The organism is Phycicoccus sp. Soil803 (assembly GCF_001429685.1).
In the GTDB taxonomy this organism is placed as follows: Bacteria; Actinomycetota; Actinomycetes; order Actinomycetales; family Dermatophilaceae; genus Pedococcus.
Genome location: NZ_LMST01000001.1, coordinates 2,696,041 through 2,708,851, shown reverse-complemented (window position 1 = coordinate 2,708,851; position 12,811 = coordinate 2,696,041). Strand labels below are relative to the sequence as shown.

Here is a 12,811-nt window from a genome sequence, read left to right as displayed (position 1 = left end):
CCGGATGCCGCCCAGCGCACCACCCGTGCACGTCGACCTGCTCTCCGACACCCTCACCAAGCCCACCGACGCGATGCGTCGCGCGATGGCCGGTGCGCCGGTCGGCGACGACGTCTTCGGCGAGGACCCGACGGTCCGGCGGCTCGAGGAGCGGGTGGCCGAGCTGCTCGGCCACGAGGACGCCCTCTTCGCACCGACCGGGTCGATGGCCAACCAGCTCTGCCTACGACTGCACGTCGGCCACGGCGAGGAGCTGGTCGCTGACTCGCTCGCGCACGTCCTGCGCGCCGAGATGGGCGCTGCCGCAGTGCTCTCCGGCATCTCGTCGCGGTCGTGGGTGGCCGAGCACGGCCTGCTCGACGCTGCGCAGCCGCTGGCGCTGATGATCCCCGACGGGGGTACCTACCAGGTCAACACCCGGCTCGTCGTGGTCGAGAACACCCACAACTTCGGCGGTGGCACGGTCCAGCCGCTCGACCAGATCGAGGCCCTGCGCGCCGGCACCCGCGACCGGGGAGTCGCGATGCACCTCGACGGCGCCCGCCTCTGGAACGCCCACGTCGCCACCGGTGTCCCGCTCGACACCTACGGCCGGCTGTTCGACACGGTGAGCGTCTGCCTGTCCAAGGGCCTCGGCGCCCCCGTCGGGTCCGTGCTGGCCGGGTCCCGCGACCTGATGGCCAGCGCCCGGATCTGGCGCAAGCGGTTCGGCGGCGGCATGCGCCAGGTCGGCATCCTCGCGGCGGCCGGCCTGCACGCCCTCGACCACCACCTCGAGCGACTGGCCGACGACCACGCCCGGGCCCGCCGGTTCGCCGAGGCGGCAGCAGCGGCGGCCCCCGGGTCGATCGACCCGCAGCGGGTGCAGACCAACATCGTCGTCCTCGACGTGGCCCGAGCCGGGTGGGCGCCCGCGGCCTTCGTCGAGGAGGCGGGCCGACGCGGCATACGCCTCTATCCCGTGAGCGCGACTGCGGTGCGGCTGGTCTGGCACCTCGACGTCGACGACGCCGGCACCGACCGCGCCGTCACCGAGCTGGTCCCGCTGCTGGCCGACGGCCCGACGAGCTGACGCCCTCAGACGTCGTGGTGCAGCAGCTCGGCCGGCCGGTCCTCGGCCGCAGTGGCACCCGCCGGCCCTGAGCGCCGTCCCAGCAGCTCCACCACGTACATCGCGGTCAGCACCATCGCGCCGCCCGCCACCATCCGGGTGGTCAGGGACTCGCCCCCGAGGAGCACGGCGAAGAACGTCGCGAAGACCGGCTCCATGGTCATCACGATCGCCGCGCGGGTCGCGGGCAGATGAGACTGGGCCCAGGTCTGGGCCCACAGCGCCACGGCACCGGCGATCAGCGCCATGTAGAGCAACGAGGTCCATTGCCCGCCCGTCGCGGGGAGGGTGATCCCGCCGGGGAGGGCCGCCACGAGCGTGACCGCTGCGATGACGAAGGCCTGCACGGTGGCCAGCCCGGTGGCCGACTCCGCGGTCGAGTAGCGGCCCAGGCCCACGATGTGCAGGGCGTAGAGCGCCGCGGAGGCCAGGGTCACGGCTTCGCCGTACCCCACCGTGAGTCCGCGCAGCGACAGCACCGCGAGCCCGGCCGTCGCGAGCAGCACCGCCAGCCAGGTCGTGCGGTTGACCCGGTCGCGCAGCAGCAGTGCCCCGAAGACGGGGGTCAGCACGACGTAGGTGCCAGTGACGAAACCCGACACCGAGGCCGGGGTGTGCTCCAGGCCGATGGTCTGGAGCAGCTGGGCGAGACCGTAGAGAACGCCGAGGACCACCCCGATGAGGACCTCGCGACGGCTCAGCGCGAGCGTCTGGCGACGGAAGACCACGGCCATGACGACCGCGGCGATCGCGAACCGCACGGTGAGGAAGTCGGCCGATGGGACGTGCGCCACGAGGTCGCGGATGAGGAAGAAGGTCGAGCCCCAGACCGCGGTGACCGAGACGAGCAGCAGCGTCGCGAGACGGCTGGCGGGAAGGCGGCTGGACACCTCGCGGTCAGACAACTCAGACGACGACGAGCTTGATGGTGCTGCCCTTGGGCTGTTCGGTGTTGGCGCCGGGCTCCTGGCTGCGGACGGTGCCGAAGATGCCGCCCATGAAGCGCTCCACGACGACCTTGAACCCCGCGCCCTCGAGGATCGCCTTGGCCTCGGCCTCCTGCTTGCCCTGCACGTCGGGCACCTTGACCAGGACCGGGCCCTTGGAGACCACGAGCTTGACCGGGTCGCCCTTGAAGAGGGTGCCACCGGCCGGCGACTGGGAGATCACGTTGCCCTTGGCGACGGTGTCGCTGTTGGCCTGCTCGGTGGCGTCGACCTCGAGCCCGGCCTTGGACAGCGCGTCGACCGCCTCGCTGGCGGGCTTGTTGGTGAAGTCGGTGACCTGGATCGGCTGACGGCCCTTCGAGACCACGAGGTTGACCTTGGTGCCGCGCTTGAGCTGCGTGCCGACCTTCGGGTCGACACCCACCACGAGACCGGCGGCGATGCTGTCGTCGAAGGCCTCCTTGGTGGTGCCGACGGTGAGCTTGGCCGCGGTGATCTGGTCCCGCGCCTCGGCCGCGGACTTCTTGACGACGTTCGGCACGGCATACCGCTCCGGGCCCTTGGACACGGTGACCTTGACGTCGGTGCCGCGGCGGACCTCCTGGCCGGCGCCCGGGTCGGTCGACATGACGATGCCCTTGGGCACCGACTCGTCGAAGCTCTCCACCTGCTCGGCGCCGAGGTGCGCGCGCTCGAGGGCGGTCTGCGCCTGCGCGAAGGTGAGCTTGGTCGTCTGCGGCACCACGGTGGGCGAGCCCGGGCCGGCCAGGAACCACCACGCGGCGAGGCCGGCGACCAGGGCGACCCCGAGGGCGGCCCAGATCCACCGCCAGGGTCCGCGGCGCTCGTCCTCGTCGTAGGTGTCGACGACGCGGCCGTGCAGCACGGGGGGTGTGGTCGGGGTGCGGTCGATCGGGAGGGCCACCGGGGGGAGCGGTCGAGCGCCCTGCGCGACGTGCCGCGGCTCGTGCTGCACCGGCAGCGCGCTGGTCCGCTCGACGGCCACCGTGCTCGCGCCACCACCCAGGGCGGCCGGGCCCTCGGGGCGACGGTCCAGCTCGGTGGCGGTCAGCATCGCGCGTGACTTGCGGACCTCGGCGAGGAAGTCCTCGGCGTCGTGGGGCCGCTGGTCGGGGTCGCGGGAGGTGGCCAGCGCCACCAGGGCGTCGAGCTCGCTCGGCACCGAGCTCACCCGCGAGGAGGGAGCCGGGATAGAGCCGTGCACGTGCTGGTAGGCGATGTGGATCGGCGTGTCGCCGGTGAACGCCTTGGTGCCGGTCAGCATCTCGAACAGGATCAACCCGGCGGCGTAGACGTCGCTGCGGGCGTCGGCGATGCCGCGCTCGACCTGCTCGGGGGACAGGTAGGCCACCGTGCCGAGCAGGACGCCGGTCTGGGAGTGCGAGGTCTGGTTGGAGACCGCCCGGGCGAGCCCGAAGTCGGCCACCTTCACGGTGCCGTCGCCCTCACGCAGGATGATGTTCTCGGGCTTGACGTCGCGGTGGATGATGCCGCCCCGGTGCGCGGCGCCGAGCGCCTGCAGCACCGGAGCCATGATGTCGAGGGTGGCTCGCGGGGTGAGCGGGCCCTCGGCCTTCATCACCTCACGCAGCGTCTGGCCGGGCACGTACTCCATGGCCAGGAACATGTGTCCGTCGTCCTCGCCCTGGTCGAAGACCGACACGACGTTGGGGTGCGAGAGCCGGGCGGCGGAGCGCGCCTCGCGCTTGAACCGGCTGACGAAGGCGTCGTCCTGGGCCAGGTCGTGACGCAGCACCTTGAGGGCCACGTCGCGGTCGAGCCGGGTGTCGAGGGCAAGGTAGACCGACGCCATTCCACCGTCGGCAATGTGCGACAGGACGCGGTAACGCCCGTCGAACACACGACCGAGCAACGACTCGGTGACACCTGAAGACACCCGCAAAGTGTAGGAGGTCTCGCTGGTCATCTCGCGCAGGCGGGTCCGTGGGTGGTGTCCGGGCTCACATCAGGTCCGTGGCACGCGGGGTGCCGTCCGGGCGCAGGTCCGGCCTCACATGCGGGCGCGGTGCGCCTTGATGCTGGCCACGTAGACCTTGGTGTCGGCGTACATGCCGTGCGTCTGCACCGAGTAGAGGCCCTGGTAGTACCCGGCGATCGCCTGGTCGAGGTTCTTCGCCGAGCGGGTCAGCGAGCGCAGGATGACGACACCGGCAGTGATGTTGTCCTGGGTGCGCAGCAGGTTGAGCGGGCGACCGGCCATGTCGGAGGCCCACTGCCCCGAGGAGGGGATGACCTGCATGACGCCGATGGCGTTGGCGACCGAGACCTGCCGTTGGTTCCAGCCGGACTCCTGCCACCCGACGGCGAGCGCCAGCTTGGGGTCCACGCCGTGCCGACGGGCCGTCGCGATGATCATGGCCTTGGTCTGGCTGCGGCTCGGGACGGAGGTCCTGGCCAGCGCGGCACGGTTGCGGTTGGCCGCGTTGACCGTCGAGCGGGGGTAGGTGCGTCCCGCGAAGGTGTTGGAGCTCGCCGCGCTCTTGGCCGGCTTGGCGGGCACCCGGAGCCGCTGGCCCGGGTGGATGACCGAGCGTGCCGACAGGTGGTTGGTCTTGAGCAGGGCCGCGAGGGTGGTGCCGTGCTTCACGGCGATGCCGCTCAGGGTGTCGCCCGGGCGGACCGTGTATGCCGCGGAGCCGGCCCGCCGGGTCGCCGCCGGAGTCGTCCCGCGCACCTTGATGAGCTGGCCCGGGTGGATGACGCTGCGGGCGCTCAGGTGGTTCAGGGAGTAGACGGTCGCGAGGGACGTCCTGGTGCGGGCGGCGATGGCGCTGAGGGTGTCGCCGCTGCGCACCCGGTAGGTGGTGGTCGACACCGTCCGGGCGGTGGGTCGGCTCGCATGGGCGGCGCCGGCACCGGGGATCCGGATCTTCTGGCCGACCTGCAGGACCGAACGGGTCGACAAGCGGTTGGCCTTGAGCAGGGCCGCGAGCGAGACGCCCTTGCGGACCGCGATGTGGCTGAGGGTGTCCCCGGAGCGCACGACGTAGGTGGCCCGCTTGATCGCGGCGGCACGCGCTGCTGCTGCTGCCCTCGCCCGGGCGGCCTCGGCCCGCGCCTGGGCGGCGGTCTTCGGCACGGAGAGGCGCTGGCCGATGGAGAGGTGGTTGCCGCCACCCCTGAGGTGGTTGCGCGACGCGAGCACGCCCGTGGTGGTGCCCGTCCGGTCGGCGATGGCGGCGAGGGTGTCGCCACTGCGCACCGTGTAGGTGGTCCAGCCGTGCGGGGCGGGCTTGGCCCTCTGCACGACTGCGACCGGCGCCTGGAGGGTGGCCGAAGGGAGCGCTGCGGGAGCGATCACTGGAGACATCGGGGGCGGCTGCCTTTCCGGGCGATCTGTGGGCGAACGGTGGGCGTTCCTGGGTCGCGGCGTGCGGGCCGCGGGGCTGGTGCATCAGTCGGTGCTGGAGTGGACAGTGTGACGACTGTGACGAATGTGAAAGGTACACCATTCGGGCACTCCCATATCGACTTACATCGATGTAATTCACTTTCTCCGGCGATTTGCTTTGCCTGCTCCGGCTGGCACTCTTGTCCCGTGACCGAACAGCCCCCGGCGGATGCCGAGCCCTCGCTGGAAGCCCTCGTCGGCTCCTGGCTGACCGTCCCCGACGTCGCCGAGCGGATGGGCATCGCCCTGTCGGCCGTCCGGAGGCTGATCGAGGAGCGCGAGCTGCTGAGCGCCCGCATCGGTGAGCGCAGGGTCGTGGCCGTGCCCGAGCAGTTCCTCCACGAGGACGTGTTCCGGCACCTGCGGGGCACCTTCACGGTGCTCGGTGACGGTGGGCTCGACGACGAGGAGATCCTGCGCTGGCTGTTCACCCCCGACCCGACGCTGCGGGTCCCGGGCACGCCGGTCGACAACCTCGCGGCCGGGTTCAAGACCGAGGTGCGGCGCCGGGCCATGGAGCAGGCCTTCTAGCGCTGCCGGGACACCGGTGGGGTCAGTTGGCTCGGCTGGTCGCGCTGTCGATCAGCTGGTCGAGCACGCCGGTCGCCTCGGGCGACAGGTCACGGGTCGACTTCAGGGCCATCCGTGCCGACCCCGCGAGGCGGGCGATGTCGGCCTCCACGGCGTCGACGGCCCCGGCCGCGGTGATGGCGTCGCGCAGCTGCTGGACGACCTCGTCGTCGAGGGTCGGGTCGCCCAGCCGGCTCTCGATCAGCTCGCGCCCCGCCTCGTCCGCCCCGGCCAGGGCGTGGGCGACCAGCACGGTGCGCTTGCCCTCGCGCAGGTCGTCGCCCGCGGGCTTGCCGGTGGCCGCCGGGTCGCCGAAGACGCCCAGCAGGTCGTCGCGCAGCTGGAAGGCCTGTCCGAGGTCGAGCCCGTAGCGCGACAGCGCGGCGAGGTCGTCGTCCGAGGCGCCGCCGGCGGTCGCGCCGATGAGGAGAGGGTGCTCGACCGTGTACTTGGCGCTCTTGAACCGGATCACGTGCTCGGCCCGCTCGACCCGCTCGCTGGTGGGTACGCCGTCCCAGGACCGGGCGGACTCCACGACGTCGAGGAACTGGCCACCCATCAGCTGGGTGCGCATCCGGTCGAAGACGCCACGCCCGCGCTCGAGGTGGTCCGGATCGAGGCCGGACGTCGCGTAGATCTCCTCGGTCCAGTTGAGGCACAGGTTGCCGGCCAGGATCGCGCCGGCCACCCCGAACCGGGTGGCGTCGCCCGACCACGACTCGCGCTCGTGGCGCGCCGCGAGCGAACGGTGCGCAGCCGGCATACCCCGTCGGGTGTCGCTGTCGTCCATGACGTCGTCGTGGATCAACGCGGCCGCCTGGAAGAACTCCATCGCGGTCGCGACGCGGACCACGGCGTCGGAGTCGGGCTGGCCCGCGGCGCGGTAGCCCCAGTAGAGGAAAGCGGCCCGGAGCCGCTTGCCGCCGGTGAGCAGGCGGGCGACGGCGCCGAGCAGCTCCTGCGCGTCGGGGCCCACCTCGGCGAGGACGGTCGCCTGGTGGGCGAGGACCTCGTCGACCGTGGCCTGCACCCGCTCACGCAGGGAGGCGGCGTCGAGCGGGCTGGTCACCACGCGTTCCTCCCAGGCGGCTGTCGGTCCGAGGATGTCTCATCCTGTGCTGGCCCCGAGCCTACGGCGTGACGCCTCGACTAGTCTCACCGCCATGGCTTTGGTGCACACGTCACGCGACGGGCGACCGGGGAGGGAGCCGCAGTCGATCCCCGGCATGCTGGCCGCCGACCACCCGTCGATCAGCTTCGAGTTCTTCCCGCCGAAGGACGACGCGGGGGAGTCGGTGCTGTGGGACGCCATCCGGCGGCTGGAGTCGGTCCGGCCCGACTTCGTGTCGGTCACCTACGGCGCCGGCGGGTCCAACCAGGACCGCACCGTGCGGGTCACCGAGCGGATCGCCCGGGAGACCACGCTGACCCCGCTGGCCCACCTCACCTGCGTGGGCGCGTCGGTCGCCGCGCTGCGCCAGGTGGTCGGGCTGTATGCCGCGAGCGGCGTCCGCAACATCCTCGCCCTGCGCGGTGACCCGCCGGGCGACCCCGGCGGCGAGTGGACCGCGCACCCCGAGGGCCTCAACCACGCGACCGACCTGGTCGAGCTCGTGCGGACCTTGGGCGACTTCACCATCGGCGTCGCGGCGTTCCCGGACGTCCACCCGGCCTCGCCGAGCTTCGAGCACGACGTCGACGTCATGGTCCGCAAGGCCGACGCCGGCGCGAGCTTCGCGATCACCCAGATGGTCTTCGACGCCGACTCCTACCTCCGGCTGCGCGATGCCGTCGCCGCCCGCCGCGACCTGCCGATCACCCCTGGGCTGATGCCGGTGACCAACTTCAAGCAGGTGGCACGGATGTCCGAGCTGATGGGCACCCCGCTGCCCCAGGCCGTGGTGCAGCGGCTGCAGGCCGTGTCGGACGACCCCGCCGCCACGCGCGAGGTCGGCGTGCAGATCGCCACCGAGCTCGCCGACCGGATGCTCTCGGAGGGCGCGCCGGGGCTGCACTTCATCACCATGAACCGCTCGACCGCGACCCTCGAGGTCTACCGCAACCTCGACCTCGGGGCCAGGACCGCCGCCAGCCGGGCCTGACCGCGCGAGTGGGAGGGCCGCCGGGACGAGGGCGGGACACGAGCCGGGCGCAGGCTCCCCTCATGGCTGCGTCACGGTTCGTGTCCCGCTGCCGCACTCCCCCGAACGCGACGGGGACCACCCTCCCGCGCGGGCGCCGGCCGGCGCATCCGTACACGTACTCAGATGACTCAGCCTCAGACGACTCAGCCTCGGATGACTCAGCCTCAGACGACTCAGTCCACGCCGTCTCGGATCAGTCGCGGGTGGTGAAGGCCCGGGCGAGCGCTGCAGCGCCCGAGAGCACGACCACGGCCAGCCCGTAGATCGTCGCGGTCCGCTCGAGACCCAGGTGCGGAGCGGCGAACCCGGCGGCAACGGCAGGCAGCCCGAACGCCAGGTAGCTCACGACGAACACGCTGGAGAACAGCTCGCCCCGCTGCTCCGGCCCGACCGTCGGGGTGATCGAGCGCATGATCCCGAGGAACGACGTCCCGAAGCCGGAGCCCGCGACCACGGCGGCGAGCAGGAAGCCCACCAGCGACTCGGCGTGCAGGGCCGCCAGCGTCAGGATCGTGCCGAGGGCGAGCATGGTCGTGCCGTAGAGCGTGATCTGGCGGGGCGAGCGACGTCGGCCGAGGAAGGAGCTGAGCGCGCCGACCCCGGTGAGGACCGCTACGACGGCGCCCTGCTCGAGGTGGGTGCGGCCGCCCAGGAGCTGACCGACGATCGGCGCACCGAGGGAGAGGTAGAGCCCACCGGTGGCCCAGCCGGCGAAGAGGGCGGGGGCACTGCGCCGGAAGGCGGGTCGGGCGGCCACGGGGATGCCGACCCGGGGCCGCAGCGAGCGCCGCCAGCCCTCGTGCCGGGGTGAGGTCTCGGGGAGCGCCAGGACGCCGATGGCGAGGGCGACGTAGAGCACCGTGAGGCCGGCGAAGACGATCGGCAGCGCGTGCGTGGTCGCGTCGAGCGCCACCCCGGCGACCAGGGCGCCGGCGGCGAGGCCGAACAGCGGGGTGACGCTGTTGAGGGTGGCGGCGAGGCCGGGACGGTTGCGGGGCTCGAGGTCGACGACCGCAGCGGACATGGTCGACATCAACAGGCCCGCGGCGACGCCCTGCACGGCTCGGGACACCATCAGCGTCGCGACGCCGTCGGCGTGCCAGAACCCGACCATGCTCACGGCGAGGACGACGAAGCCGGTCGCCAGCACCGGGCGGCGGCCGATGTGGTCCGACAGTGACCCGGTCACCAGGAGGGTCGCCAGGAGGGTGAGCGCGTAGACCCCGAAGATGGTGGTCATCGTGCCGGGCGAGAAGCCGATCTCGGCCTGCAGCACGGGGTAGAACGGCGACGGGGCGCTCGCACCGACCATCATCGCGACGACGGTCGTGAGGGCGAGCACGAAGGCCGGTCGACGAGCGAGACGCAGCCGGCCCGGCCGGTCCTGGGCGGTCGTGGGGGTCGGGGTGCTGCCCCCCGCGCCGGTGGTGCTGATCACGGTCGGGCTGGTGGTGCCGGTCGGGATGCTGCTGGTCGCGCTCATGACGGGCCTCTCGGACGAAACAACGGTTCGATATTTGTCGAACCGTCATTCCGGCCGAGGCATTCCCGATGACGCCAAATTGGTTCGAGTATTATCGAACCATGCCCGCCAACCAGGTGCTCCCGCACCCTGACCTCGCCGACGTGACGCTCACCGACGTGCTCTTCGCGCTGAGCGACCCCGCCCGGCTCCAGATCGTCCGGGACCTCGCGGACGGTCCGCTCGAGATGGCCCAGTGTGGCGCGACCAACCCGGCGCTGCCCAAGTCGACCAAGTCGCACCTGATGAAGGTCCTGCGCGAAGCGGGGGTGATCCGCAACGAGCCACGCGGTCGCGAGCGCCTGGTGTCGCTGCGGCGGGAGGAGCTCGACGCGGCCTTCCCCGGACTGCTCGACAGCGTCCTCGGCGCCACCCGCTGACCCAGCCGCACGGCATACCCGCGTCGTGGGTCGCTCAGTCCCGGGGTGAGGGGCGCAGCTCGCCCACGAGGGGCACGACGTCGGCGATGGAGTCCACGATCCGGGTGGGCTGGTAGGGGAACCGGCCCACCTGCTCCGGGCGGGTGGACCCGGTCAGCACGAGCACGGTGCGCAGGCCCGCCTCGAGGCCGCTGATCACGTCGGTGTCCATCCGGTCGCCGATCATCACCGTCGACTCGGAGTGGGCGTCGATCCGGTTGAGCGCGCTGCGCATCATCAGGGGGTTCGGCTTGCCGACGAAGTAGGGCTGGTGGCCGGTCGCCGTGCTGATCAGGGCTGCGACGGAGCCGGTGGCAGGCAGCATCCCGAGGGGGCTCGGTCCGCTGACGTCGGGGTTGGTGGCGATGAACCGGGCGCCCGCCTCGATGAGCCGGATCGCCTTGGTGATCGCCTCGAACGAGTACGTCCGGGTCTCGCCCAGGACCACGTAGTCCGGGTCGCGCTCGGTCATCGTGTAGCCCACCTCGTGCAGGGCGGTCGTCAGGCCGGCCTCACCCACCACGAAGGCGCTCCCACCCGGCCGTTGGTCGGCGAGGAACTGCGCGGTCGCCAGGGCCGAGGTCCAGATCGACTCCTCGGGCACGTCGATCCCGCTCGCCAGCAGGCGGGCTCGCAGGTCGCGCGGTGTGAAGATCGAGTTGTTCGTCAGGACGAGGAAGCGCGTGCCGGACTCCTGCAGGGCGGCGATGAACTCGGGGCCTCCGGGGATGACGCTCTCCTCGTGGACGAGGACGCCGTCCATGTCGGTGAGCCAGCACTCGACGGGCTTCGGGGTGGTCATGCGTCCATTGTGCCGACTTGTGCTGCGCGCTTTGGTGGAGCACCAGCAGCCGGACCGCGGGCACGCTGGAGGGGCCTGAAGGAGGTGCTCGCCATGTCATTGGCCACGAGCGCAGTTGCGGCGCTGCTTCCTGTCGCGGACATCGATCGCGCCAAGGGTTTCTACGACCGGCTCGACCTGCCGTACCTCGGGACGAACGACGAAGGCAGTCTCAGGTACCAGCTCAGCGGTGGCGCGATGCTGATGCTGCTGCCCCGTGAGGCCGGCACGCAGAACCCCAGCACGGCCCTGACCTGGGAGGTCGACGACGTGGTCGCCGAGGTCGCCGACCTCGAGGGTCGGGGGATCGTCTTCGAGGACTACGACCTGCCCGACCTGAAGACCGTCGACCACATCGCCGAGATGGGCGGCGAAAAGGCGGCGTGGTTCAAGGACCCCGACGGCAACGTCCTGTGCGTCCACCAGGTGGCGAGCGGTTAGGGCTGCGACTCCGGTATGCCGTGCCCCACCCTCTGGGGCGCGGCCTGACTCCGTGCGGGGTCCGGGATGGCGGGTCGCGGGTCGCGGGTCGCGGGTCGCTCAGGCGACCTCGATGGCGTGCCCGCCGGTGACCCGCAGGAGCTCCTCGTAGGTCGTGCGGAAGACGGTGTGGCTGTGCCCCGCGGCGGCCCACACGTGGCGGTAACGGCTGAGTGAGACGTCGACGAGGGTGCGGACCGGCACGGGGTGGCCGACCGGCGCCACGCCACCGATGGTGAACCCGGTGGTCGCCAGGACGAAGTCGGCGTCGGCGCGGTCGAGGTGGTCGATGTCGTCGACGAGCTCGGCGACCTTGACCAGGTCGACCTTGTGCGCGCCCGAGGTGAGGATGAGCACCGGGCTGATGCTCTGGTCGGGGGCATGGGCGCGGAAGATGAGGGAGTTGGCGATCTCGGCCGGGGTGATGCCCAGGGCGGCGGCCGCGGCAGCCGCGGTGCGGGCGGCGTCGGGAAGGCTGACGACCTGCGGGACGACGTGGTGCCGGGCGAGCGTGTCGAGCACCCGGCGCACGGCGGGGTGTGCGGTCAGGTCGGGTGACGAGGCCACCGTGTCGGGGGCCGACGTCGGTCCCTCGGGTGCTGTCATGTCCCCAAAGTAGGGGCGTGGGGGAGTCGCTGTCACCACTGTTCCCGAAGGGGTTGACGGGCTGTCCGTGGCGGGGTGTACGGTTCTTCTTATCGAACACTTGTTCGAACTCGTGGTCCACCCGATGACGACCGGTCACCGGTGGAGCGCGGCGGCTCCGGCCCGGTGATCAGGCGCCTCGACCCCGCCCGTCACAGGGCCGGAGCCACCACCTGAGTGCGCCGTCGCGCCTGCTCTCGACGGTGCTGCGCCATGCCCGGTTCCATGCCCGGTTCCACCCTGCCCGATCCCTGCCCATCTCATCCGCACCAGACCGTGAAGGAGCATCCCGTGGTTCGCCGCTACGAAGAGACCATCGAGGTCCGCGAGGGGGGTCGCGACGAGCTCACCCCCGGCGTCCTGGGGGCTGCCGGTGTCGGGGCTGCTGGAGGTGTCGGGGGCGGGGGAGCACGCGAGCCCGAGGCCTTTGTCTGGCGCGGCCGGCTCTACGTCGTGCGGGCCGTGCTCGACCGCTGGCAGGAACGCCGCCCGTGGTGGCGCGACGCCCGGGAGCGGGACGGGGGTAGCGACGTGCTCACCGATGCCCGCGAGCGGCAGGTCTGGCGGGTCGAGGCGAGTGCCGGCCGCCTCTGCGGGGTAGGGGTCTACGACCTGGGTGCCGACCACGGCGACCAGTGGCGGCTGCTGAGGGTCGCGGACTGATGGGGAACGAGCTCATGTCCACCNGGGTCCTCCACG

13 protein-coding genes are annotated in these 12,811 nt (G+C 71.9%); 6 read left to right on the top strand and 7 right to left on the bottom strand.

Going from position 1 to position 12,811, the window contains the following annotated elements; translation table 11 throughout:
• Positions 1 to 4: 4 nt before the first annotated feature.
• Entirely contained in the window at positions 5 to 1,072 is a 1,068-nt protein-coding gene (locus ASG95_RS12420; RefSeq protein ID WP_082592573.1) for a low specificity L-threonine aldolase, read from the top strand.
• A 5-nt stretch (positions 1,073 to 1,077) separates the two neighbouring features.
• Here ASG95_RS12420 and ASG95_RS12415 read toward each other — a convergent pair whose 3' ends face one another.
• The 3 genes from ASG95_RS12415 to ASG95_RS12405 form a co-directional block, all read right to left on the bottom strand.
• Positions 1,078 to 2,016, bottom strand: coding sequence for a DMT family transporter (locus ASG95_RS12415; protein WP_235543833.1), 939 nt, complete (start codon positions 2,014 to 2,016; stop codon positions 1,078 to 1,080).
• 1 nt (position 2,017) lies between these two features.
• Positions 2,018 to 3,976, bottom strand: coding sequence for a Stk1 family PASTA domain-containing Ser/Thr kinase (gene pknB, locus ASG95_RS12410; RefSeq protein WP_057378895.1), 1,959 nt, complete (start codon positions 3,974 to 3,976; stop codon positions 2,018 to 2,020).
• Positions 3,977 to 4,090: 114 nt separating this feature from the next.
• Entirely contained in the window at positions 4,091 to 5,410 is a 1,320-nt protein-coding gene (locus tag ASG95_RS12405) for a lytic transglycosylase domain-containing protein (RefSeq protein ID WP_082592571.1), read from the bottom strand.
• A 228-nt stretch (positions 5,411 to 5,638) separates the two neighbouring features.
• On the opposite strand from ASG95_RS12405, the gene ASG95_RS12400 reads away from it, so the two are divergent.
• The gene (locus ASG95_RS12400; RefSeq protein WP_056920773.1) at positions 5,639 to 6,022 is read left to right on the top strand and encodes an Rv2175c family DNA-binding protein; all 384 of its coding nucleotides are present in this window, start codon (positions 5,639 to 5,641) and stop codon (positions 6,020 to 6,022) included.
• A 22-nt stretch (positions 6,023 to 6,044) separates the two neighbouring features.
• Here the strand turns inward: ASG95_RS12400 and ASG95_RS12395 are convergent, their stop codons facing one another.
• Positions 6,045 to 7,130, bottom strand: a complete 1,086-nt coding sequence (locus tag ASG95_RS12395; RefSeq protein ID WP_057377664.1) for a polyprenyl synthetase family protein — start codon at positions 7,128 to 7,130, stop codon at positions 6,045 to 6,047.
• Positions 7,131 to 7,224: 94 nt separating this feature from the next.
• Here ASG95_RS12395 and metF point away from each other — a divergent pair, with 94 nt between their 5' ends.
• Entirely contained in the window at positions 7,225 to 8,163 is a 939-nt protein-coding gene (gene metF, locus ASG95_RS12390; RefSeq protein ID WP_057377663.1) for a methylenetetrahydrofolate reductase [NAD(P)H], read from the top strand.
• Positions 8,164 to 8,398: 235 nt separating this feature from the next.
• On the opposite strand, the gene ASG95_RS12385 is transcribed toward metF, so the two are convergent.
• Positions 8,399 to 9,688 carry an MFS transporter gene (locus tag ASG95_RS12385; protein WP_082592569.1) on the bottom strand — a complete coding sequence of 430 codons (1,290 nt, stop codon included), beginning with the start codon at positions 9,686 to 9,688 and terminating at the stop codon, positions 8,399 to 8,401.
• 101 nt (positions 9,689 to 9,789) lie between these two features.
• Here ASG95_RS12385 and ASG95_RS12380 point away from each other — a divergent pair, with 101 nt between their 5' ends.
• Positions 9,790 to 10,107, top strand: coding sequence for a helix-turn-helix transcriptional regulator (locus ASG95_RS12380; protein WP_056920776.1), 318 nt, complete (start codon positions 9,790 to 9,792; stop codon positions 10,105 to 10,107).
• 34 nt (positions 10,108 to 10,141) lie between these two features.
• Here ASG95_RS12380 and ASG95_RS12375 read toward each other — a convergent pair whose 3' ends face one another.
• Positions 10,142 to 10,948 (bottom strand): HAD-IIA family hydrolase, encoded by an 807-nt coding sequence (locus ASG95_RS12375; protein WP_057377662.1) that lies wholly within the window; start codon positions 10,946 to 10,948, stop codon positions 10,142 to 10,144.
• A 93-nt stretch (positions 10,949 to 11,041) separates the two neighbouring features.
• On the opposite strand from ASG95_RS12375, the gene ASG95_RS12370 reads away from it, so the two are divergent.
• The gene (locus ASG95_RS12370) at positions 11,042 to 11,428 is read left to right on the top strand and encodes a VOC family protein (protein ID WP_057378893.1); all 387 of its coding nucleotides are present in this window, start codon (positions 11,042 to 11,044) and stop codon (positions 11,426 to 11,428) included.
• A 99-nt stretch (positions 11,429 to 11,527) separates the two neighbouring features.
• Here ASG95_RS12370 and ASG95_RS12365 read toward each other — a convergent pair whose 3' ends face one another.
• Positions 11,528 to 12,073, bottom strand: a complete 546-nt coding sequence (locus ASG95_RS12365; RefSeq protein WP_082592567.1) for a YbaK/EbsC family protein — start codon at positions 12,071 to 12,073, stop codon at positions 11,528 to 11,530.
• Between the two features lie 330 nt (positions 12,074 to 12,403).
• Here ASG95_RS12365 and ASG95_RS12360 point away from each other — a divergent pair, with 330 nt between their 5' ends.
• Entirely contained in the window at positions 12,404 to 12,775 is a 372-nt protein-coding gene (locus tag ASG95_RS12360) for a DUF6504 family protein (protein ID WP_235543831.1), read from the top strand.
• Positions 12,776 to 12,811: the final 36 nt, after the last annotated feature.

Bases quoted from the DNA above. Each gene is read 5' to 3' on its own strand.
- ASG95_RS12420 (WP_082592573.1), top strand. From the start codon at position 5: ATGCCGCCCAGCGCACCACCCGTGCACGTCGACCTGCTCTCCGACACC.
- ASG95_RS12405 (WP_082592571.1), bottom strand. From the start codon at position 5,410: ATGTCTCCAGTGATCGCTCCCGCAGCGCTCCCTTCGGCCACCCTCCAG.
- metF (WP_057377663.1), top strand. From the start codon at position 7,225: ATGGCTTTGGTGCACACGTCACGCGACGGGCGACCGGGGAGGGAGCCG.
- ASG95_RS12385 (WP_082592569.1), bottom strand. From the start codon at position 9,688: ATGAGCGCGACCAGCAGCATCCCGACCGGCACCACCAGCCCGACCGTG.
- ASG95_RS12380 (WP_056920776.1), top strand. From the start codon at position 9,790: ATGCCCGCCAACCAGGTGCTCCCGCACCCTGACCTCGCCGACGTGACG.
- ASG95_RS12375 (WP_057377662.1), bottom strand. From the start codon at position 10,948: ATGACCACCCCGAAGCCCGTCGAGTGCTGGCTCACCGACATGGACGGC.
- ASG95_RS12370 (WP_057378893.1), top strand. From the start codon at position 11,042: ATGTCATTGGCCACGAGCGCAGTTGCGGCGCTGCTTCCTGTCGCGGAC.
- ASG95_RS12365 (WP_082592567.1), bottom strand. From the start codon at position 12,073: ATGACAGCACCCGAGGGACCGACGTCGGCCCCCGACACGGTGGCCTCG.